Genomic DNA, 18036 nt, shown 5'->3' with positions numbered 1-18036 from the left:
CGGCTGCGAAATGCGGGAATCGGTGCATGCACAACCGATGCACGGTTTTGCACGGGGCAGGTCGTGAAGCGTTAAGGTTAACGAAACGGGGCCACGCTTTTCGCGCGGCCCCGACCGGTTCAGCCCGCGAGGGCCTTGTTGAGGTATTCGTCGACCTTTTCGAGGTAGCCAATGGTGGTCAGCCATTTCTGGTCGGGGCCGACCAGCAGGGCGAGGTCTTTGGTCATCCAGCCGTCTTCGACGGTGTCGACCGTGACCTTTTCCAATGTGGTGGCAAAGCGCATCAGTTGCTCGTTGCCGTCGAGCTTGGCGCGGTGCTTGAGGCCCCCGGTCCATGCGAAGATCGAAGCGATGGAGTTGGTAGAGGTCGCCTTGCCCTTTTGATGCTCGCGGTAGTGGCGAGTCACGGTGCCGTGGGCGGCTTCGGCCTCGACCACCTTGCCATCGGGCGTCATCAGGACGCTCGTCATCAGGCCGAGCGAGCCGAACCCTTGGGCAACGGTGTCGGACTGCACATCGCCGTCATAATTCTTGCAGGCCCAGACATAGCCGCCCGACCATTTCATCGCGGAAGCCACCATGTCGTCGATCAGGCGGTGTTCGTAATGGATGCCTGCGGCCTTGAAGCGGTCTTCGAATTCCTCGGTGTAGACTTTGGCAAAGATATCCTTGAAGCGGCCGTCATAGGCCTTGAGGATGGTGTTCTTGGTCGAAAGGTAGACCGGCCAGCCCTTGAGAAGGCCGTAGTTCATCGACGAACGGGCGAAATCGTAGATCGAGTCGTCGAGGTTATACATGCCCATGTAGACGCCCGCCGAAGGGGCTTGGTAGACGTCACGCTCGATCACGGTGCCGTCGTCGCCGACGAATTTCATCGTCAGTTTGCCTGCGCCGGGGAAAAGGAAATCAGTGGCCTTGTACTGGTCGCCAAAGGCGTGGCGGCCCACGACGATGGGTTTGGTCCAGCCCGGAACGAGGCGGGGGACGTTCTTGCAGATGATCGGTTCGCGGAAGATCACGCCGCCGAGGATGTTGCGGATGGTGCCGTTGGGCGATTTCCACATCTGCTTGAGACCGAATTCCTCGACCCGCGCCTCGTCGGGGGTGATGGTCGCGCATTTGACGCCGACACCGTGTTCCTTGATCGCAAGGGCGGCATCGATGGTGATCTGGTCGTTGGTGCGATCACGCTCTTCCATGCCGAGGTCGTAGTACTTCAGGTCGACGTCGAGATAGGGAAGGATCAGCTTTTGCTTGATGAAATCCCAGATGATCCGGGTCATCTCGTCGCCGTCGAGTTCGACGACGGGGTTTGCCACCTTGATCTTGGTCATGTCCGGCCCCTTTTGCGATTGGATTCGATTGGGCGCGTCTTAGCGGATCGCAGGTGGCTTGGGAAGCGTTGTATGCAACGGCATACCGAAATGCCGCGGAAGCGGAATTTGACGCAAATTCCGCGTCGATTTTTGACGCAAAAATCGGGGGCGCGCGGGTGGTAGGCGGAATTTGCGTCAAATTCCGGCGCGAAGTCTGCGTCAGACTTCGCTTTGTGGGGACCGTCAGCGGAAGAAGGCTGTGGTTTGCGCCTTGACCCAATCCCACAGCCGTGGCGCGCCGCGGGCGATCTTGCTGCCCACGCGGGTTTCGAGCTGATCGGCGGTGACGTTATAGGTGATCCACGTACCGCCGCCCGATTGCAGGTTGGCCATCACAGGTTGCACGCGGTCGAGGCTTTTGGCGAAGATGGCGTCGGGCGTTCCGGCGGCTTCGAATTCGTCCCAGAGGGCGCGGAAACTTGCGGCTTGATCGGGCGGAAGCAGGCCGAAGATGCGGGCGGCGGCGGCCTGTTCGGCTTTCACCGTGGCCTCAGAGGCATGGGCCTGCCCGTTTTCGGAATGGATCGGCACATCGCCCACGTCGATTTCCACGAGGTCATGGATCAAGAGCATGCGGATCACGCGGTCGATGTTGACGCCGGGGGCGGATTGGTCGGCAAGGACCATGGCATAGAGCGCAAGGTGCCAAGAGTGTTCGCCCGAATTCTCGCGGCGCGATCCGTCGCAAAGAGTGGTAGCGCGCAGCACCGATTTCAGGCGGTCGGCCTCGTTGAGGAAGGCGAATTGCGCGGTCAGGCGGGCGTCTTGGGTCATCAGTGGCCCGTGTCGGGGCCGCGCGGGGCTACGGGGGCGACACCTTGGCCGCGCTTGGCGCGCAGTGACTTTTCCATAAACTCGCGCCCGCGCTTTTCAGCAAGGCGGACACGGATTGCGGTCATGAAGGCTTCTTGCGTGGTGGGCGAGAGGTCGCCCAGCACCTTGGAGACCTTCTCAAAGAAGCGGTCGTCGTCGAGTTCGCCCTGCGCCGCAAGCACGTCGCGGGCGAGGCCGTCGGCGAGGTCTTCGACCACGCCCATATCAGCGCGAGCCTTCGCCCAGACGGCGGCGCACATAGGTGGAAACCGTGTCGATCATCGGTTTCATATGCTGCTCTTCGTCCTTGAAGAAGTGGTCGGCACCCTCGATTTCGGTATGGGTGATGGTGATGCCCTTTTGCTCGTGCAGCTTGCCGACAAGGGTTTTGGTATCCTTGGGCGGGGCCACGCGGTCGGCGGTGCCGTTGATGATCAGGCCCGACGAGGGGCAGGGGGCGAGGAAGGAGAAATCATACATATTGGCCGGAGGGGCGACCGAGATGAAGCCGGTGATCTCGGGGCGGCGCATCAGCAGTTGCATGCCGATCCATGCGCCGAACGAAAAGCCCGCGACCCAGCAGTGTTTCGCGTTCTGGTTCATCGATTGCAGGTAGTCGAGCGCGCTTGCAGCGTCGGACAGTTCGCCGATGCCCTGGTCATATTCGCCCTGTGACCGGCCGACGCCACGGAAGTTGAAGCGCAGCACGGTAAAGCCGAGATTGTAGAAGGCGTAATGGAGGTTGTAGACCACCTTGTTGTTCATCGTTCCGCCGTATTGCGGATGCGGATGGAGCACGATGGCGATCGGTGCATCACGGTCTTTTTGCGGATGGTAGCGGCCTTCGAGCCGGCCTTCGGGGCCAGCGAAAATGACTTCGGGCATGCGTCGCGCCTGTCTTTCCATGAGCGATTTGTTGACGAAATCGCTAGGGTAATTTAGAACCATTCCAAAGGGAGGCCGAAATGCCATCCTGCGGGGTCGGTTTTCAGGTAATGGGCCGATGCCTTGGCGTCAATGTTTTTGCGGGGCTTTGCGATGAAACTCTCGACCAAGGGGCGCTATGCGATGGTGGCGCTGGCCGATCTCGCGCTCGCCAAGGGGGATGATCTGGTGTCGCTGGCGGCGGTGGCCAAGCGTCAGGACATCAGCCTGCCCTATCTGGAGCAGTTGTTCGTCAAGCTGCGCCGCGCTGGGCTGGTCGAGGCGGTGCGCGGGCCGGGGGGCGGCTACAAGCTGGCCAAAAGCGCCGATGCGATCCGGATTTCCGATGTGATGGAGGCGGTGGACGAGAATGTCGACGCGCTGCACACAGGCGCAGGCGTGTCGGGCGGCGTGTCGGGCACGCGGGCGCAAAGCCTGACAAACCGGCTGTGGGAGGGGCTTTCGGCGCAGGTCTATGTGTTCTTGCACCAGACGCGGCTTTCGGACGTGATCGGCAATACGATGACGCCATGCCCTGCGGTTCCGGCCCTGTTTCGCGTGGTGGATGTGGTGGACGAGAATGTCTGACCGGGGCATGAGGGAGCGGGTTTACCTCGACTGGAACGCGACCACGCCGCTGCGCGCCGAGGCGCGGGCGGCGATGATTGCGGCGATGGATGTGGCCGGAAACCCTTCGTCGGTGCATGCCGAGGGGCGGGCGGCGCGGGCGCTGGTGGAAAAGGCACGGGCGCAAGTGGCGGCGGCGGTGGGTTGCAAGCCTGCCGAGGTGGTCTTTACCAGCGGCGCGACGGAAGCTGCGGCGGTGTTGCGCGGCTTTGGCGCGGTGGTGGTGGAGCCGACCGCGCATGATTGCCTGATGTCGCAGGCGCGGGCAGGGCAGGGCGTGCCGGTGCTGGGCTGGGGCTATGCCAACAACGAGACGGGTGTGATCGCGGAGGCGCCTGTGCCTGAGGGGCCGGTCATGCTCGATATCGTTCAGGCAGTGGGGAAGGTGGCGTTTTCCTTTGCCTGGTCGGGCGCGGAGATGGCGATCGTGTCGGCGCACAAGTTCGGCGGGCCAAAGGGTGTGGGCGCGTTGATTGTGCGCGACGGCTTCGAGGTGCCGCCGGTGCTGACCGGCGGCGGGCAAGAGATGGGGCGTCGTGCAGGGACCGAGAACATCATCGGCATCGCGGGCATGGGCGCTGCGGCCGAGGCGGCGGCGCGTGATCTGGCGGATGGAGTCTGGGACCAAGTGGCCGAGTTTAGAAATATTCTAGAAACCGCGTTGTCAGCATCGGCAAACAATACTATTTCAGTCGGGAAAGGCGGACCCCGTCTTCCCAACACGCTGAACCTGATCGCACCCGGCTGGAAGGGCGAGACGCAGGTGATGGCGATGGACCTTGCCGGTTTCGCCATTTCGGCGGGGTCGGCCTGTTCCAGCGGGAAGGTCAAGGCGAGCCGCGTGTTGACGGCGATGGGGTTCGACGAGGGGCTGGCCGCGCAGGCGATCCGCATCTCGCTGGGGCCGATCACGACCGAAGAACAGGTGTTGCACTTTGCCGATGTGTGGTCGGCGCAGTATGCCAAGGCGCTTGCACGGGCTGCCTGAGAATAAAACGGGCTTTCGGGCCTTGGAGGAGACGACGATGACCGATCTTGCCGCAGATACCGTGATCGAGGAAACCGAAGTCCGCGACGGCGTGGACCGCGAGACCATCGAGACCGTGCAGGCGATGGCCGGCAAGTACAAATACGGCTGGGAAACCGACATCGAGATGGACTATGCGCCCAAGGGCCTGTCCGAAGATATCGTGCGGCTGATTTCGGAAAAGAACGGCGAGCCTGCGTGGATGCTCGATTGGCGTCTGGCCGCTTACCGCCGCTGGGTGCTGATGGAAGAGCCGAATTGGGCGATGCTGAATTACCCGAAGATCGACTATCAGGACCAGTATTACTATGCCTCGCCCAAAAGCATGGCCGTCAAGCCCAAGTCGCTGGACGAGGTGGACCCGAAGCTTTTGGCGACCTATGCCAAGCTGGGTATTCCGCTGAAGGAACAGCTTATTCTGGCGGGCGTCGAGGGGGCCGAGGAGGCCGGCGAGCGCAAGGTTGCGGTGGATGCGGTGTTCGACAGCGTTTCGGTCGGGACCACGTTCAAGGCGGAACTGGCCAAGGCGGGGGTGATCTTCTGTTCGATTTCCGAAGCGGTGCGCGAGCATCCGGAACTGGTGAAGAAATACCTCGGCTCGGTCGTGCCGCAGTCGGACAACTATTTTGCGACGCTGAACAGCGCGGTGTTTTCGGACGGGTCTTTCGTCTATATCCCCGAAGGCGTGCGCTGCCCGATGGAATTGAGCACCTATTTCCGGATCAATGCCGAGAATACCGGACAGTTCGAGCGGACGCTGATCATCGCCGACAAAGGGGCTTACGTCAGCTACCTTGAAGGCTGCACCGCGCCCAAGCGCGACACCAACCAGCTGCATGCGGCGGTGGTGGAGCTGGTGCTGCTGGACGATGCCGAGATCAAGTATTCGACGGTGCAGAACTGGTATCCGGGCGACGAGAACGGGGTTGGCGGCATTTACAACTTTGTGACCAAGCGCGCCGATTGCCGGGGTGCGCGGTCAAAGGTGATGTGGACGCAGGTCGAAACCGGGTCGGCGATCACTTGGAAGTATCCGTCCTGCATCTTGCGGGGGGATGATTCACAGGGCGAGTTTTATTCCATCGCCATCGCCAACAATGCCCAGCAGGCCGATACGGGCACCAAGATGGTGCATCTGGGCAAGAACACCAAAAGCCGGATCGTCTCGAAGGGGATTTCGGCAGGGCGGGCGCAGAACACCTATCGCGGATTGGTGTCGATGCACCCCAAGGCCACGAATTCGCGTAATTACACCCAGTGCGACAGCCTGCTGATCGGCGACAAATGCGGGGCGCATACGGTGCCCTATATCGAGGTCAAGAACAACTCGAGCCGTGTGGAGCACGAGGCGACCACGTCCAAGGTGGACGAGGACCAGCTGTTCTATTGCCGTAGCCGCGGGATGGACGAGGAAGAGGCGGTGGCGCTGGTGGTGAACGGGTTCTGCAAGGAAGTGTTGCAGGCCCTGCCAATGGAATTTGCCATGGAGGCGCAGAGCCTTGTGGCGATTTCGCTGGAAGGGTCTGTCGGCTGATGTGGGGGGCCAAACCGATGATCGTCACGACGACGCCTTCGGTCGAGGGCTACCAGATTGCCGAATACCTTGGCATCGTGACGGGTGAGGCGATCATGGGGGCGAATATCGTGCGTGATCTTTTCGCCAGCGTGACGGACATTATCGGTGGCCGGTCAGGGGCTTACGAGGCGAAGTTGGCAGATGCGCGTGAAACCGCGCTGGCCGAGATGCAGGCCGAGGCGACCAAGCGCGGGGCGAATGCGGTGGTCGGGGTCGATCTGGATTACGAGGTGATCGGGCAGATGCTGATGGTTTCGGCCAGCGGCACGGCGGTCAGACTGGGATAAGGCCCGAGGGGCCAATGATGACGGGACAGAATTATGCTTGAGATCAAGAACCTGCACGTGAAACTTGAGGAAGAGGATAAGCAGATCCTCAAGGGTGTGAACCTGTCCATCGGCGCGGGCGAGGTGCATGCGATCATGGGGCCGAACGGGTCGGGCAAATCGACGCTGTCCTATGTGCTGTCGGGCCGTGACGGCTATGAGGTGACCGAAGGGTCGGCCACGCTGGACGGGGCGGAACTGTTGGAGATGGAGCCGGAAGAGCGGGCTGCGGCGGGGCTGTTCCTTGCGTTCCAGTATCCGGTCGAGATTCCGGGCGTCGGCAACATGACCTTTTTGCGGACGGCGGTGAACGCGCAGAGGAAGGCGCGTGGCGAAGAGGAAATGTCGGCGGGTGAATTCCTGAAGGTCGTGCGCGAGAAGGCAAAGACGCTGAAGATCGATGCCGATATGCTCAAGCGGCCCGTCAACGTGGGCTTTTCGGGCGGCGAAAAGAAGCGCAACGAGATCTTGCAGATGGCCATGCTGGAACCCCGCATGTGCATTCTGGACGAGACGGATTCGGGCCTCGACGTCGACGCGATGAAACTGGTGTCCGAAGGCGTGAACGCGCTGCGGAGCGCGGGGCGGTCGTTTCTGGTTATCACGCATTACCAGCGGCTTCTGGACCATATCAAGCCGGACGTGGTGCATATCATGGCGGCGGGGCGGATCATCAAGACGGGCGGGCCGGAGCTGGCGCTGGAAGTCGAGAACAACGGTTACGCCGATCTGCTTGCGGAGGGCGCGTGATGGCTTTGGCTGTCGCAAAGCAGGACGCGCTGGCGGCGCGGATCGCCGGTTTGTCCTTTGCGCCCGACGGGTGGCTGGGGGCCGCGCGGGCAGGGGCACTGGCGCGGTTGTCGGCGATGGGATTGCCGGGAAAGCGTGACGAGTACTGGCGCTATACCGATCCGGCGAGTTTGACGGCGGCGGCAGCACCGAAGGCGGCGCTATTCGCGGCGGATGACGAGCCGATGACCTTTGCCGGTCTGGACCGGCTGAAGCTGGTTTTTGTCGATGGTGTCTTCGATCCGGCGCAGTCGGACGATCTGTCGCTTGCCGGGGTCGAGATCGAACGGCTGGGCGATGCGGGCGGGCGCGATATCCACTGGGCGCAGGGCTTGTATGGTGTGCTTGAGGCGCGGGGGCAGGTTCCGGTCGAGCGGCCGCTCGCGGTGCTGAACACGGCCTTTGCGACCGACGGCGTGCTGATCCGCGTGACGGGCAAGGCGGCGCGTCCGGTTTCGCTGATTTATCACCATAAATCAGAAGTTTCCGATGCGACCCTGCACCATTGCGTGAAGCTGGAGGAAGGCGCCGAGATCACCATTCTGGAAAACGGCCCCGCCGCGGCGCGGTTCAACAAGGTGATGGAGGTCGATGTCGCCAAGGGCGCGCGGTTCCACCATATCCGGTCGCAGGGCCGCGACCATGAACGCCGCGCGGTGACCCATGTCTTTGCCCGTCTGGCCGAGGGGGCGCTGTTCAAATCCTTCACGCTGACCGCCAATGGCGTGCTGACGCGCAACGAGGCGGTGATCGAGCTTTTGGGCGATGATGCGGTGGCCCATGTCGCGGGGGCTGCGGTCGGGGACGGGGCCTTCCACCACGACGATACGGTGTTTGTCACCCATGCGGGACTGCGCTGCGAAAGCCGTCAGGTGTTCAAGAAGGTCTTGAAGAACGGTGCCGTGGGTGTGTTTCAGGGCAAGATCCTTGTCAAACAGGGCGCGCAAAAGACCGATGGCTACCAGATCAGCCAGTCGCTTCTGCTGGACGGGGATAGCCAGTTCCTCGCCAAGCCAGAGTTGGAGATTTACGCCGACGACGTGAAGTGTTCGCACGGATCGACCAGTGGCGCGATCGACGAGACAGCACTGTTCTATCTGCAATCGCGCGGCGTGCCGCTGCGGCAGGCGCAGGGGTTGCTGGTGCTGGCCTTCCTTGCCGAGGCGATTGCCGAGATCGAGGACGAGACCATTGCCGAGGATATCCGCGCGCGGCTGGAAGGCTGGCTGGCGCGGCACGAGCACTGATATGCCTGTCACGCTGGATATGCTGCGGTCTTGGCGCGACCCGCGCGGGGTGATCCGCGCCAAGCTGGCCGACGGCCCGCGGGAAGACCGCGCGCTGGCAACCGTGATGGGGGCTTGCGCGCTTATCTTCGTGTCGCAATGGCCGCGCCTGTCGCGCGAGGCGTTCTTGCAGCCCGAGGTGCCGCTGGAAGCGCGGATGGTCGGGGCGTTGATGGGGGTGGTGTTCCTGCTGCCCCTGTTCCTTTACGCGGTGGCGGCGCTAAGTCACCTAGTGGCGCGGCTTTTCGGTGGCAAGGGAACGTGGTTTTCGGCCCGCTTGGCGCTGTTCTGGGCGCTGCTGTCGGTGGCCCCTTTGATGCTTCTGAACGGGCTGGTCGCGGGCTTTCTGGGGCAGGGTGCGGCATTGACCGCAGTTGGCATCGCCGTAGCGGCGGGGTTTTTATACTTGTGGATCAACATGCTGATCGAGGCGGAGCGGTGATGGACGTGACGGTTGGCGGGTTGGTCGCACTGTTGAAGCTGACGTTTCAGAACCCGCGCAAGGCGGCGGCGATGATCGTGCAATCGGGCCTGCCCGACAACGCGCGTTGGGCGGCACTTGTGCTGATGGCGGTGGCCTCGGCCATCGTGATGTATGCCGTGTCGGCCATGGCGCCCACCATCGGGCCGGATGGCGAGGTGATCGCGATGCCCGGCCCGTTCTTCTGGGCGGGGATGGTCGGGTTCGGCATGGGGGTGACGGCGCTGCTGGTTTACGGGGTCGGGCGGTGGCGCGGGGGCAGCGGGTCTTTGCCCGATGCGGTGCTGCTGGTCGCTTGGTTGCAGGTGGTGCAGCTTGCGCTGGTTTTCATGCAGATGGTGTTGCTGGTGGTGATGCCGCCCTTGGCGTCATTGCTGGAAGTGGCCTCGGTGGTGATTTTCCTGTGGCTCTTGACCAATTTCGTGGCCGAGCTGCACGGGTTCCGGTCGGTGGGGATGGTTCTGGCGGGGGTGATTGCGACCTTTGTGGTGATGGTGCTGGTGATGACGGTCGTTTTGTTGCCGTTCTTTCCGGCGGGGATCTAGGCCATGTATGATGTAGATGCGGTGCGCGGCGATTTTCCGATCCTGTCGCGTCAGGTCAACGGCAAGCCGCTGGTCTATCTGGACAATGGCGCGTCGGCGCAAAAGCCGCAGGTGGTGATCGATGCGATCACACAGGCCTATTCGATGGAATATGCCAATGTTCACCGTGGCTTGCATTATCTTTCCAACCTTGCGACCGAACGGTATGAAGGCGTACGCGGAATCGTCAAACGGTTTCTGAACGCCGCTTCGGAAGACGAGATCATCTTCAATTCCGGCACGACGGAAGCGATCAATCTGGTGTCCTATGCCTGGGCCGCACCCCGCTTGCAGGCGGGGGACGAGATCGTTTTGTCGATCATGGAGCATCACGCCAATATCGTGCCGTGGCATTTCCTGCGCGAGCGGCAGGGGGTGGTGCTGAAATGGGTCGACTGTGACACCAATGGCGACCTCGACCCGCAGGCGGTGATCGATGCGATCGGGCCGCGCACGAAACTGGTGGCGGTCACGCATATGTCGAACGTGCTGGGCACGGTGGTCGATGTGGCCGCCATTTGCCGGGGCGCGCGCGAAAAGGGCGTGCCCGTGCTGGTCGACGGGTCGCAGGCGGCGGTGCATATGCCGGTCGATGTGCAGGCGATTGGCTGCGATTTCTATGCCGTGACGGGGCATAAACTTTATGGGCCGTCCGGATCGGGCGCGATCTACGTACGGGCCGAGCGGCAGGCGGAAATGCGGCCGTTCATCGGCGGCGGTGACATGATCCGCGAGGTTGGCCGCGATGCGGTGACATGGAACGATCCGCCGATGAAGTTCGAGGCTGGCACGCCCAGCATCGTGTCCCAGATCGCGCTTGGCGTGGCGCTGGACTACATGATGGGTCTTGGCATGGCAAATATCGCAGCGCATGAGCGGGATTTGCGCGACTATGCCCGCAGCCGGTTGGCGGGGCTGAACTGGTTGAACGTGCAGGGAAATTCCGAAACAAAGGGCGCGATCTTCAGTTTTACGCTGGCGGGGCAGGCGCATGCGCATGACATCTCGACCATCCTCGACAAACGCGGGATCGCCGTTCGGGCCGGAACGCATTGCGCGATGCCGCTGATGGAGCATATGGGCGTTGGCGCGACATGCCGTGCGTCGTTCGGGCTTTACAACACAAAGGCCGAGGTCGATGCGCTGGTGTCGGCCTTGGAACTGGCGAACGAACTTTTCAACGGCTGATGCGGTAAGGCGTTGCAACCGACCGCCGTTTTCGGTAATCGGTTCGCACAGCGCGCACCCATAGCTCAGCTGGATAGAGTGCTGCCCTCCGAAGGCAGAGGTCGAAGGTTCGAATCCTTCTGGGTGCGCCAATATCATGCATATGTGCTTGTTTTTACTGCGATTTATTGATCGCGGCACGCGCCGCTAGCCAATCACAGAGCCAACATGAAAACGGTAGGAGCCGACGGCTGACTGCCTCTTTGGTGCGACAGCCTGTCGCACCGTGTCGCGCTGCGGTGTGACCGAGTCGATGTTGGATACAATCCAACATCGCCCGCCCGTTTGTGCGCTGCATCGCGGATTTTGCCGGATAAAAACCAACTTCTCCGCAGAAAGCCCGTCAAAATGTTGGATAAAAACCAACAAAAACAATAACTTGACAGATTTTCAGCAGCCGCCGATGCTTGCCTGACGTTCAACATTACGAGGTGAAGCCATGAATGCGACCACTGTAACCGCTGCCTTTGACGCATTCGTTGAGGCGAACCGGGCGGCGGCCTTGTCCGAAGAGCCTGCGGTCATCGACGCCAGCTATGCGGCGTGGCACCGTGTCATGGATATCCCTTCGACAAGCCGCGACGACCTCGCCCTCAAGGCGCGTTCCCTGATGATCTACAGGGGCGTGACGGGCGGTCTTTGGGCGCTTGACCAGATCAATGACGACGACTTCCCGCGCGTCGCCAAGCTGGTCGAGGAAGTCGCTCTTCTGAACGCCTGAGCACACCCGAAACACATGCGCCGCCCGGATCACCGGGCGGCCCTTTGCGCTACCCGGCATGTTACCTGGCGGGCCGGTCTATCCGGCCCGCCTTTTGACTGCCCGGGGGGATTCGAACCCCCAATCCTAGGCCTATCGACCATATGGCTTCACCAGTTCGCCCACGGGCAGAAGGGCAGGCTACATCGCCTGCCCACCGCCTGCCAAGCCTATGCGGCAACGTCAACCAGCACTCCGTCGCGGGCAAGGCCCACGCTCACCAGCGACAGGCCCTTGTCCCGTAGTCTGTAAGCCACCGATCGGTGCATGGTGGCCCGCGCCTTGAGTGCCCCGTCGAAGGACCGCCCCGTGGCCTTGCAGGCTGCCCACAGGCCAAGGGCGCGGGCGCTGCCCACATGGGCGGGGCAGAGGTAGGTTGCGGGCCATTCCAGCGCCGCGCGATGACGCGAGACGACCGCCGGGGGAAGCATGAGGCGAAGCGGCCGGTCTTCGGGCGGTTCGTCCTGACCAGCAACCTCGGGCAATCCCCAGCCTTCGTCCAGATGGTCGTCCAGAGAGGCAGAGAAGGCAAACCTGACATGGTTGTAGCCCCGAGGCCCCACCGGCCCCTGAGAGGCGGCCCAGCGCATCGCGGTGACCAGCGCGTCGCCGACAAGCTCGGGCGTCCATTGCGGCTCTGGCAGGGCCGCCACACGCGCGAGGCGGGGCTTTGGCGTGCGGGCGGTCATAGCGAACCGCCAGCGCGTGAGACGCTGTCGGGCGCGTCTTCCAGCGCCTTCCGCTTCCAGCACCCCATGCCGAAGGCTGCGGAGTGCAGCACGCTCCGCGCTTTGGGATCGTTCATCGACGCGGCCTCGGCATGAAGCCACGCAATGCAGCGACGTAGCGCCCAACGCGCGCCGTCGCGGTAGGTTTGGCTGCGAGACGGCAAGAACTTTGACAGGCCACGTGCTCGGGCGGCGTCTTCGGCGCCGATGATGTCGGCGAGGTCCAGAAGGTCGTTGCCGATCCCCTTGCCGTCGACCAATTCAGCCTTGCCCCATTGCTCAATGGTCTCGGCTATGGACAGGAGCGTCGCGATGGCGTCTTCGCCTCGGGCAGCGCGGTCTCGCGCCTGTGCCAGCGCGGCGGCGGCCTCGGTGGCGTCGCCGCAAGTGAAGACGACCTCGCGCCCTCGGATGGTGGCCTGACGGTCCAGAAGGGGGAGGAACGGCTCGGGCATGGCGGGCACTCGCAAAGAGGGGGACAGGGGCAGGCCGAATTCTCGCCTTGCTCGCGTTCCGATGCAACCGCCGGTTATGCGCGGGTCTTCGCTGCAATCCTTTCGCCGATCCGCGCGACCAGTTCGCGGAACTTCGGTTCCGTCGCCGCCCGCCGAAACAGGGCGTCATGGTCTTCGACCCCGTCACGGGCGATTTCGTGGATCAGGGGACGAAGTTCTAGGATCAGGTCGTGTGCGTCCACCTGGGGGAACATGCGCGCCAGACGGTCGCGCAAGCGGCCTTCGATCTTGCGGACGCGCTTGTCCACCGCTGCGCCTTTGCGGGCCATTATCGGCCCCTCCATGAGGCGCCGCGCGAGGCTGAGGCCGCCCATTCCAGCCATTCGAGAGTGAAGGCGAGGGCATCGGCGAGTTCCACCATGAGCAGCTCGTCATCCTCGGAAAGGAAGGGGGCGGGGCGATAGGCCCTGCCCCCCGCTCTGGCACTCGAACCGCGCCGCGCCATAGGTCATACCGCCGCGCCGGGCGAGGGATGCCCACCACGGCGCAAGGTCAGCCTGCCCGATGGCCGGTTGGTTCACCTTGGACGCTACTTTTTCGGGCGCGGGGAAAAGCTCGGCGAGGTTGCCCTTCCACCGGGCGGCGTTGGGTTGGTCGTGTGGCCGGTGGCCAGCGACGGCGGCCCACGAAAGCACAGCCTCAAGACGCATGCGAACCTTGCGGGCGGTTTCGTTCTTCTCCGCCCATATGGGCTGCAGGATCCGAAGCACGTCTTGGGTCGCAACCTCGTGCACGGCCATGTCGCCGATGTGGGGCATCACGTAGGACGCGAACGATGCCCGGAGATACTTGACGGCCTTCTCGTTCCCGATCTGAGGGCCTTTCGCTTCGATCCATCGATCAAGAGCATTGTCCACCTTCAGACCACGGCGCTGCGCGGCCGCCAGAGCGGCCCTAGCAGCGCGCCGAGCTTCTACTCGGTCGATACCTGAGGCAATCTTCTCCTTTGCGTCCCGCGCCCGCTCTCGGGTCTGAGCGATGCCAACCTCGGGGTAGGGGCCAGCCCAATCCCGCGACGCTGCCCTCCAATGGTTGTCCGTAGCAGCCACGACTTTGCCTGACGGGGGGTGATCTGCAGCAACAGACCGGAGACACCACCGACGGGAAACCAAATGTTGCGGTCTGGCGTTCCGGGATGAGACGCGCGGCGAATCTCGATCGCCGAAAGTTCCTTCGCTCGCTTGGGCACTGGTTACTCCTCAGACCGTCGGCCTACCGCAAAAATCGGGATTCGAACTTTTTCCCGAAAAGCGGCATAGCCGACTGCATAGCCATAAATGGATTGACTAATTTAAACATACTTAGACTAATATATACAAGATGAACTGAGGCGGCGCGCAAAGTTCGAACGACAAGCATCTGATAAGATTTACATCTTTATGCCAAAACGCACGAGGATGAACAAATGCAAAAAGATGAATTCGGCACGTTCCGGGTGCGCCAATTTCCATATGATCGTTCGAGCGGTTGGGTTGTTGGTTTAGCTTGTCATTCTTGTCACCAAGTTTATTCGTCGTCAGCCGTGCAAAGTAGAACTGTCGCGTTTCGCTGTCGGAGCAGGACCGGGCAGGGCGGAGACCCCCGATATCGCAGACCTGAATATCGCAGACCTGACCGGTCCTGCGGTCAGGCTCATTCGGCCGCGTGAGCTGCCGCTTCGGCCGCAGGGCAGTGAAAACCCTTTCGAGCGCACTTCGAACCGCTCATCCGGCCAAGCAACGGTGTCGACGTACTTGCCCACGAGGCCGCGCGAAGCCTCGCTCTCCGTCCCCCGTAAATCCATATTTCGCATAATGAATATTATGTAATAAATCTGAATTGTACCGTTTGGCCGGCCCGGGTTTTGAACCGAAAACCCCTGCCGGTGATCTTTTTGCGATGGATCAGATACGCGGTGAAGTTTCGCAGAAACTTCGTCACCGGAATTCTTCGCAGAAGAATTCGCCGCGCGTTGCACTGGCCCTGCTCCCGTTCACGCTGTACACCAAAGCACAGAAAGCTTAAGCGGAGGTTTCCATGGCGTTCTCGCGCAGTATCAAGATCGCCCCGTCGATCCTGTCGGCCGATTTTGCGAATTTCGGTGCCGAGTGCCGCGCCATCGAGGCGCAAGGTGCCGATTGGGTGCATGTCGATGTGATGGACGGGCACTTCGCTCCGAATTTGACCTTTGGTCCTGCGACCTGCAAAGCCATTCGCCCGCATATCAAGGGCGTGATGGACGTGCATCTGATGATTGCGCCGGTCGATGCCTATATCGAGGCCTATGCCGCCGCCGGCGCCGATGTGATCACCGCGCATCTGGAAAGCGGGCCGCACATTCACCGCACGCTGCAAGCTATTCGGAACACAGGGAAAAAAGCAGGTCTGGCGATCAATCCGGGCAGCGGGATCGAACAGGTGGCGCATCTGATCGACCTGATCGATCTTGTGTGTGTCATGACCGTCAACCCCGGCTTTGGCGGACAAAAATTCATTCATTCCCAAGTGGATAAGGTGCGTTCCTTGCGTAGCGTCATCGGGGCGCGCCCGATCCATATCGAAATCGACGGCGGCGTGACCGTCGAGACCGCGCCCTTGGTCGCGGCGGCGGGTGCCGATGTGCTGGTGGCGGGTTCTGCGGTGTTCACCGGCGGATCGGTCGATGCGCCCGAGGCTTACGGGCGCAACATCGCGGCGATCCGCAAGGCGGCGGAAATGGCGGTTCCGGGGTTGGTTTGACCGGTCTGCCCGGATGCACAACCGATGCACAGCTTTTTCAGACGATGGCAAGTTCTGCGAAAGGTTTGCCCGATAGCATCCGGTCAACCGACAGGTCGGACAGATCGAGGCTGCGCCAGCCGCCGTGCAGGATATGTTCGGCAATGCCACGGCCTACAGCTGGCGATTGCTGCAGGCCATGGCCGGAGAAGCCGTTGATCAGGTAAAGATTCGGCAACGCCGGATGCGGGCCGAGGATCGCGTTCTGGTCGAGCGTGTTATAGGCGTAATGGCCGACCCAGTGGCGCACGACCTTGACCGCGTCAAAACCCGGCGCGCGGTGCCAGAGCGCGGGCCAGATCACATCTTCCCACAGGTGGAAATCGGCGTCGAAATCGGTCGCGTCGCAGGGTCCGTCATCCGACGGGACGGTCGCGGTGATCCATTGGCCGTGTTCGGGCCGGATCCAGTAATCGGCGTCGATCATCAAGGGCGCGTCGGGGTGGCGGGCGTTCGGGGCGTCGATCACAAAGACGGTGCGTTTGCGCGGCTCGACCGCCAAGGGCAGGCCCGCCATCGCCATGATTTCGGCAGCACGAGGGCCTGCGGCATTGACTGCGTGCGCGCAGGAAACGTGGCCCCCCTGCCCCAATGTGACCCCCGTAACGCGCCCCGCAGAGATGGTAAGGCCGGTGACGGTGTCAGTGAGAAACCTTGCGCCCTGTGCCTTGGCTGCGGCACGAAAGCCTGACAGAAGGCCCATGTTGTCGAAAAAGCCTTCGTCGCGCGGCCCGAAGCTCGCGCCTGTCAGATCGTCGGTGTTCAGCCACGGGAAGCGTGCGGCAGTCTGGTCGACGCCCCATATCTCGGTCGCGGCGCCGTGCTCGCGTTGCATGGCGGCGACATCGGTCAGCGTGGCAAGTGCGGTGTCGGTGGTGGCGAGGAAGAGATAGCCGTTTTCGCGCAACCCAAGCGAGGGGATGCCCACGTCATGGCCAAGGCACTCTTGGAAATTCTTTATGAAATCAATGCCGAAGCGCGAGATTTCGACATTGATCGCGGTGGTGAACTGCTGGCGGATGCCTGCGGCTGAAAGGGCTGTCGAGGCGCGGGCGAAACTGGGGTCACGTTCGACCACCAGCACATCGAGGCCGGGGTGCAGTTTGGTAAGCCAGAAAGCAACCGATGCGCCCATGACCGCGCCGCCGATCACCACCACGTCCGCTTGCATTTGCGTCTGCTCCCGTTTTTTGTCGCATACCAACTCGACAGCCTGTCGGATGCTTGGGTATGACAGTTGTATTGGCAGGACAAGCCGAACCGGAAATTGCGCCGGTGATTTGGGCAGGGGAAACGATTTTGGAAAAGGTGCTCGACCTGCTGATCCGGATCGCGGAAGCAGGGGCGACAGGTGCGGTTTGGGACGTGGCAGCGCACTTTTACCGCGAATGCGGGTTCTCGCGGGCCAATTACGGGTTCACGCGCTTCCGCTATGAACGGTCGATCGGGAACCCCGACGATGTGGTTTACCTGACGACCGCGGGGCCGGAATATGCGCGGCGCTACTTTGCCGAGGGGCTTTATGCGCGCACGCCTGTCTGGAAATGGGCGCAGGCCAATACCGGCTGCTGCACCTGGGGATGGGTGCGCGAAAAGCTGGCGCGGGGCGAGTTGTCGCCCGACGAAATCGACGCCGTGATGCAGAATGCCGCGATGGGGATCACGGCGGGGGTGACGATCAGCTTTCCGCAAAGCTCGGCACGGGCGAAGGGCGCCTTGGGGTTGATCGCCGACGTGGGGCTGACGACCGAGGATGTCGAGGATATCTGGGCGCGGCGCGGGGCCGAGATACAATCGGTCGCGCATATGATGCATCTCAAGATCAGCCAGATGCCCGCGCAGAACCGCAGGCGCAACCTGACCGACCGGCAGCGCGAGGCGCTGGAATGGGTGGCGGATGGCAAGACGGCCGGAGATATCGCCACGCTGATGGGGGTTTCGGCGGCGATGGTGGAAAAGCACCTGAGGCTGGCCCGCGAGGCGCTGGATGTCGAGACGACAGCGCAGGCGGTGGCGAAGGCCGCGCTTTTGAACATGATCTTCCTGCGCGGCGCGTAAGTCTGCGGTAGGGTTTTCCATACTTACGTTCCGTGACGGAAAGTCTGATGGTCGGGGTGCCTTTTTAAGAAGGGCACACGGCCGTTGCGGATTATTGGTCCCGCAATACGCCGTTGCGGTTCGGCTTTTTCCCCGGCCGGACCGATCTTTCAGTACCGGGTGGACATTCCCGCCATCCGTTT

22 protein-coding genes and 2 tRNA genes are annotated in these 18036 nt (G+C 62.3%); 13 read left to right on the top strand and 11 right to left on the bottom strand.

The window, feature by feature from the left end; genetic code table 11:
* Window positions 1-119 precede the first annotated feature (119 nt).
* From HYN69_RS08315 to HYN69_RS08300, 4 genes are all read right to left on the bottom strand, one after another.
* Entirely contained in the window at window positions 120-1334 is a 1215-nt protein-coding gene (locus HYN69_RS08315) for an NADP-dependent isocitrate dehydrogenase (protein WP_108435332.1), read from the bottom strand.
* Between the two features lie 225 nt (window positions 1335-1559).
* Entirely contained in the window at window positions 1560-2150 is a 591-nt protein-coding gene (locus HYN69_RS08310; protein ID WP_108435331.1) for an HD domain-containing protein, read from the bottom strand.
* On the bottom strand, window positions 2150-2413 hold the full coding sequence (locus HYN69_RS08305) for a hypothetical protein (protein ID WP_108435330.1): 264 nt from the start codon (window positions 2411-2413) through the stop codon (window positions 2150-2152). Before HYN69_RS08305 ends, HYN69_RS08310 begins: the two co-directional genes overlap by 1 nt.
* A 1-nt stretch (window position 2414) precedes the next feature.
* Window positions 2415-3074, bottom strand: coding sequence for an alpha/beta hydrolase (locus HYN69_RS08300; RefSeq protein ID WP_108435329.1), 660 nt, complete (start codon window positions 3072-3074; stop codon window positions 2415-2417).
* Window positions 3075-3227: 153 nt separating this feature from the next.
* On the opposite strand from HYN69_RS08300, the gene iscR reads away from it, so the two are divergent.
* The 11 genes from iscR (at window position 3228) to HYN69_RS08245 (ending at window position 11757) form a co-directional block, all read left to right on the top strand.
* Window positions 3228-3701, top strand: a complete 474-nt coding sequence (iscR, locus tag HYN69_RS08295) for a Fe-S cluster assembly transcriptional regulator IscR (RefSeq protein ID WP_108437103.1) — start codon at window positions 3228-3230, stop codon at window positions 3699-3701.
* 7 nt (window positions 3702-3708) lie between these two features.
* Window positions 3709-4728: a cysteine desulfurase family protein gene (locus tag HYN69_RS08290; RefSeq protein ID WP_108435328.1), complete on the top strand. Its 1020-nt coding sequence runs from the start codon at window positions 3709-3711 to the stop codon at window positions 4726-4728.
* Between the two features lie 37 nt (window positions 4729-4765).
* Window positions 4766-6301 carry a Fe-S cluster assembly protein SufB gene (gene sufB, locus HYN69_RS08285; RefSeq protein WP_108435327.1) on the top strand — a complete coding sequence of 512 codons (1536 nt, stop codon included), beginning with the start codon at window positions 4766-4768 and terminating at the stop codon, window positions 6299-6301.
* Between the two features lie 17 nt (window positions 6302-6318).
* On the top strand, window positions 6319-6630 hold the full coding sequence (locus tag HYN69_RS08280) for a YbjQ family protein (protein WP_108437102.1): 312 nt from the start codon (window positions 6319-6321) through the stop codon (window positions 6628-6630).
* Window positions 6631-6663: 33 nt separating this feature from the next.
* On the top strand, window positions 6664-7419 hold the full coding sequence (sufC, locus tag HYN69_RS08275; RefSeq protein WP_108435326.1) for a Fe-S cluster assembly ATPase SufC: 756 nt from the start codon (window positions 6664-6666) through the stop codon (window positions 7417-7419).
* On the top strand, window positions 7419-8705 hold the full coding sequence (gene sufD, locus HYN69_RS08270) for a Fe-S cluster assembly protein SufD (RefSeq protein WP_108435325.1): 1287 nt from the start codon (window positions 7419-7421) through the stop codon (window positions 8703-8705). Before sufC ends, sufD begins: the two co-directional genes overlap by 1 nt.
* A gap of 1 nt (window position 8706) precedes the next feature.
* Window positions 8707-9186, top strand: a complete 480-nt coding sequence (locus tag HYN69_RS08265) for a YIP1 family protein (protein ID WP_108435324.1) — start codon at window positions 8707-8709, stop codon at window positions 9184-9186.
* Window positions 9186-9770, top strand: a complete 585-nt coding sequence (locus HYN69_RS08260; protein ID WP_108435323.1) for a YIP1 family protein — start codon at window positions 9186-9188, stop codon at window positions 9768-9770. The genes HYN69_RS08265 and HYN69_RS08260 overlap by 1 nt, the downstream gene beginning before the upstream one ends.
* 3 nt (window positions 9771-9773) lie before the next feature.
* On the top strand, window positions 9774-10997 hold the full coding sequence (locus HYN69_RS08255) for a cysteine desulfurase (RefSeq protein WP_108435322.1): 1224 nt from the start codon (window positions 9774-9776) through the stop codon (window positions 10995-10997).
* Between the two features lie 54 nt (window positions 10998-11051).
* Window positions 11052-11128: transfer RNA gene (locus HYN69_RS08250), tRNA-Arg, on the top strand.
* A gap of 347 nt (window positions 11129-11475) precedes the next feature.
* Window positions 11476-11757 (top strand): hypothetical protein, encoded by a 282-nt coding sequence (locus HYN69_RS08245; protein WP_108435321.1) that lies wholly within the window; start codon window positions 11476-11478, stop codon window positions 11755-11757.
* Window positions 11758-11854: 97 nt separating this feature from the next.
* Here HYN69_RS08245 and HYN69_RS08240 read toward each other — a convergent pair.
* The 6 genes from HYN69_RS08240 to HYN69_RS21910 form a co-directional block, all read right to left on the bottom strand.
* Window positions 11855-11928: transfer RNA gene (locus HYN69_RS08240), tRNA-OTHER, on the bottom strand.
* Window positions 11929-11966: 38 nt separating this feature from the next.
* Window positions 11967-12485, bottom strand: coding sequence for a hypothetical protein (locus tag HYN69_RS21355; protein WP_230426530.1), 519 nt, complete (start codon window positions 12483-12485; stop codon window positions 11967-11969).
* The gene (locus HYN69_RS08230) at window positions 12482-12979 is read right to left on the bottom strand and encodes a hypothetical protein (protein ID WP_159082406.1); all 498 of its coding nucleotides are present in this window, start codon (window positions 12977-12979) and stop codon (window positions 12482-12484) included. Before HYN69_RS08230 ends, HYN69_RS21355 begins: the two co-directional genes overlap by 4 nt.
* A 74-nt stretch (window positions 12980-13053) precedes the next feature.
* Entirely contained in the window at window positions 13054-13308 is a 255-nt protein-coding gene (locus HYN69_RS08225) for a hypothetical protein (protein WP_159082405.1), read from the bottom strand.
* The gene (locus tag HYN69_RS20975) at window positions 13308-13484 is read right to left on the bottom strand and encodes a hypothetical protein (protein ID WP_174213584.1); all 177 of its coding nucleotides are present in this window, start codon (window positions 13482-13484) and stop codon (window positions 13308-13310) included. The genes HYN69_RS08225 and HYN69_RS20975 overlap by 1 nt, the downstream gene beginning before the upstream one ends.
* Window positions 13411-14088, bottom strand: a complete 678-nt coding sequence (locus HYN69_RS21910; RefSeq protein WP_159082404.1) for a phage integrase central domain-containing protein — start codon at window positions 14086-14088, stop codon at window positions 13411-13413. Before HYN69_RS21910 ends, HYN69_RS20975 begins: the two co-directional genes overlap by 74 nt.
* Window positions 14089-15055: 967 nt before the next feature.
* Here HYN69_RS21910 and rpe point away from each other — a divergent pair.
* Window positions 15056-15757, top strand: coding sequence for a ribulose-phosphate 3-epimerase (gene rpe, locus HYN69_RS08210; protein ID WP_108435316.1), 702 nt, complete (start codon window positions 15056-15058; stop codon window positions 15755-15757).
* Window positions 15758-15794: 37 nt separating this feature from the next.
* Here rpe and HYN69_RS08205 read toward each other — a convergent pair whose 3' ends face one another.
* Entirely contained in the window at window positions 15795-16967 is a 1173-nt protein-coding gene (locus tag HYN69_RS08205) for an NAD(P)/FAD-dependent oxidoreductase (protein ID WP_108435315.1), read from the bottom strand.
* A 59-nt stretch (window positions 16968-17026) separates the two neighbouring features.
* On the opposite strand from HYN69_RS08205, the gene HYN69_RS08200 reads away from it, so the two are divergent.
* Window positions 17027-17854 carry a helix-turn-helix transcriptional regulator gene (locus tag HYN69_RS08200; protein ID WP_108435314.1) on the top strand — a complete coding sequence of 276 codons (828 nt, stop codon included), beginning with the start codon at window positions 17027-17029 and terminating at the stop codon, window positions 17852-17854.
* The last annotated feature ends 182 nt before the right edge of the window (window positions 17855-18036 follow it).

It is taken from the genome of Gemmobacter aquarius, from assembly GCF_003060865.1.
Lineage (GTDB): Bacteria > Pseudomonadota > Alphaproteobacteria > Rhodobacterales > Rhodobacteraceae > Paragemmobacter > Paragemmobacter aquarius.
This window is presented reverse-complemented; position numbering and strand designations above follow the sequence as displayed.

What these genes read in the sequence shown, in the direction of transcription:
- HYN69_RS08315 (WP_108435332.1), bottom strand. Translation starts at nt 1,334, where the DNA reads ATGACCAAGATCAAGGTGGCAAACCCCGTCGTCGAACTCGACGGCGAC.
- HYN69_RS08310 (WP_108435331.1), bottom strand. Translation starts at nt 2,150, where the DNA reads ATGACCCAAGACGCCCGCCTGACCGCGCAATTCGCCTTCCTCAACGAG.
- HYN69_RS08305 (WP_108435330.1), bottom strand. Translation starts at nt 2,413, where the DNA reads ATGGGCGTGGTCGAAGACCTCGCCGACGGCCTCGCCCGCGACGTGCTT.
- HYN69_RS08300 (WP_108435329.1), bottom strand. Translation starts at nt 3,074, where the DNA reads ATGCCCGAAGTCATTTTCGCTGGCCCCGAAGGCCGGCTCGAAGGCCGC.
- iscR (WP_108437103.1), top strand. Translation starts at nt 3,228, where the DNA reads ATGAAACTCTCGACCAAGGGGCGCTATGCGATGGTGGCGCTGGCCGAT.
- HYN69_RS08290 (WP_108435328.1), top strand. Translation starts at nt 3,709, where the DNA reads ATGAGGGAGCGGGTTTACCTCGACTGGAACGCGACCACGCCGCTGCGC.
- sufB (WP_108435327.1), top strand. Translation starts at nt 4,766, where the DNA reads ATGACCGATCTTGCCGCAGATACCGTGATCGAGGAAACCGAAGTCCGC.
- HYN69_RS08280 (WP_108437102.1), top strand. Translation starts at nt 6,319, where the DNA reads ATGATCGTCACGACGACGCCTTCGGTCGAGGGCTACCAGATTGCCGAA.
- sufC (WP_108435326.1), top strand. Translation starts at nt 6,664, where the DNA reads ATGCTTGAGATCAAGAACCTGCACGTGAAACTTGAGGAAGAGGATAAG.
- sufD (WP_108435325.1), top strand. Translation starts at nt 7,419, where the DNA reads ATGGCTTTGGCTGTCGCAAAGCAGGACGCGCTGGCGGCGCGGATCGCC.
- HYN69_RS08265 (WP_108435324.1), top strand. Translation starts at nt 8,707, where the DNA reads ATGCCTGTCACGCTGGATATGCTGCGGTCTTGGCGCGACCCGCGCGGG.
- HYN69_RS08260 (WP_108435323.1), top strand. Translation starts at nt 9,186, where the DNA reads ATGGACGTGACGGTTGGCGGGTTGGTCGCACTGTTGAAGCTGACGTTT.
- HYN69_RS08255 (WP_108435322.1), top strand. Translation starts at nt 9,774, where the DNA reads ATGTATGATGTAGATGCGGTGCGCGGCGATTTTCCGATCCTGTCGCGT.
- HYN69_RS08245 (WP_108435321.1), top strand. Translation starts at nt 11,476, where the DNA reads ATGAATGCGACCACTGTAACCGCTGCCTTTGACGCATTCGTTGAGGCG.
- HYN69_RS21355 (WP_230426530.1), bottom strand. Translation starts at nt 12,485, where the DNA reads ATGACCGCCCGCACGCCAAAGCCCCGCCTCGCGCGTGTGGCGGCCCTG.
- HYN69_RS08230 (WP_159082406.1), bottom strand. Translation starts at nt 12,979, where the DNA reads ATGCCCGAGCCGTTCCTCCCCCTTCTGGACCGTCAGGCCACCATCCGA.
- HYN69_RS08225 (WP_159082405.1), bottom strand. Translation starts at nt 13,308, where the DNA reads ATGGCCCGCAAAGGCGCAGCGGTGGACAAGCGCGTCCGCAAGATCGAA.
- HYN69_RS20975 (WP_174213584.1), bottom strand. Translation starts at nt 13,484, where the DNA reads ATGGCGCGGCGCGGTTCGAGTGCCAGAGCGGGGGGCAGGGCCTATCGC.
- rpe (WP_108435316.1), top strand. Translation starts at nt 15,056, where the DNA reads ATGGCGTTCTCGCGCAGTATCAAGATCGCCCCGTCGATCCTGTCGGCC.
- HYN69_RS08205 (WP_108435315.1), bottom strand. Translation starts at nt 16,967, where the DNA reads ATGCAAGCGGACGTGGTGGTGATCGGCGGCGCGGTCATGGGCGCATCG.
- HYN69_RS08200 (WP_108435314.1), top strand. Translation starts at nt 17,027, where the DNA reads ATGACAGTTGTATTGGCAGGACAAGCCGAACCGGAAATTGCGCCGGTG.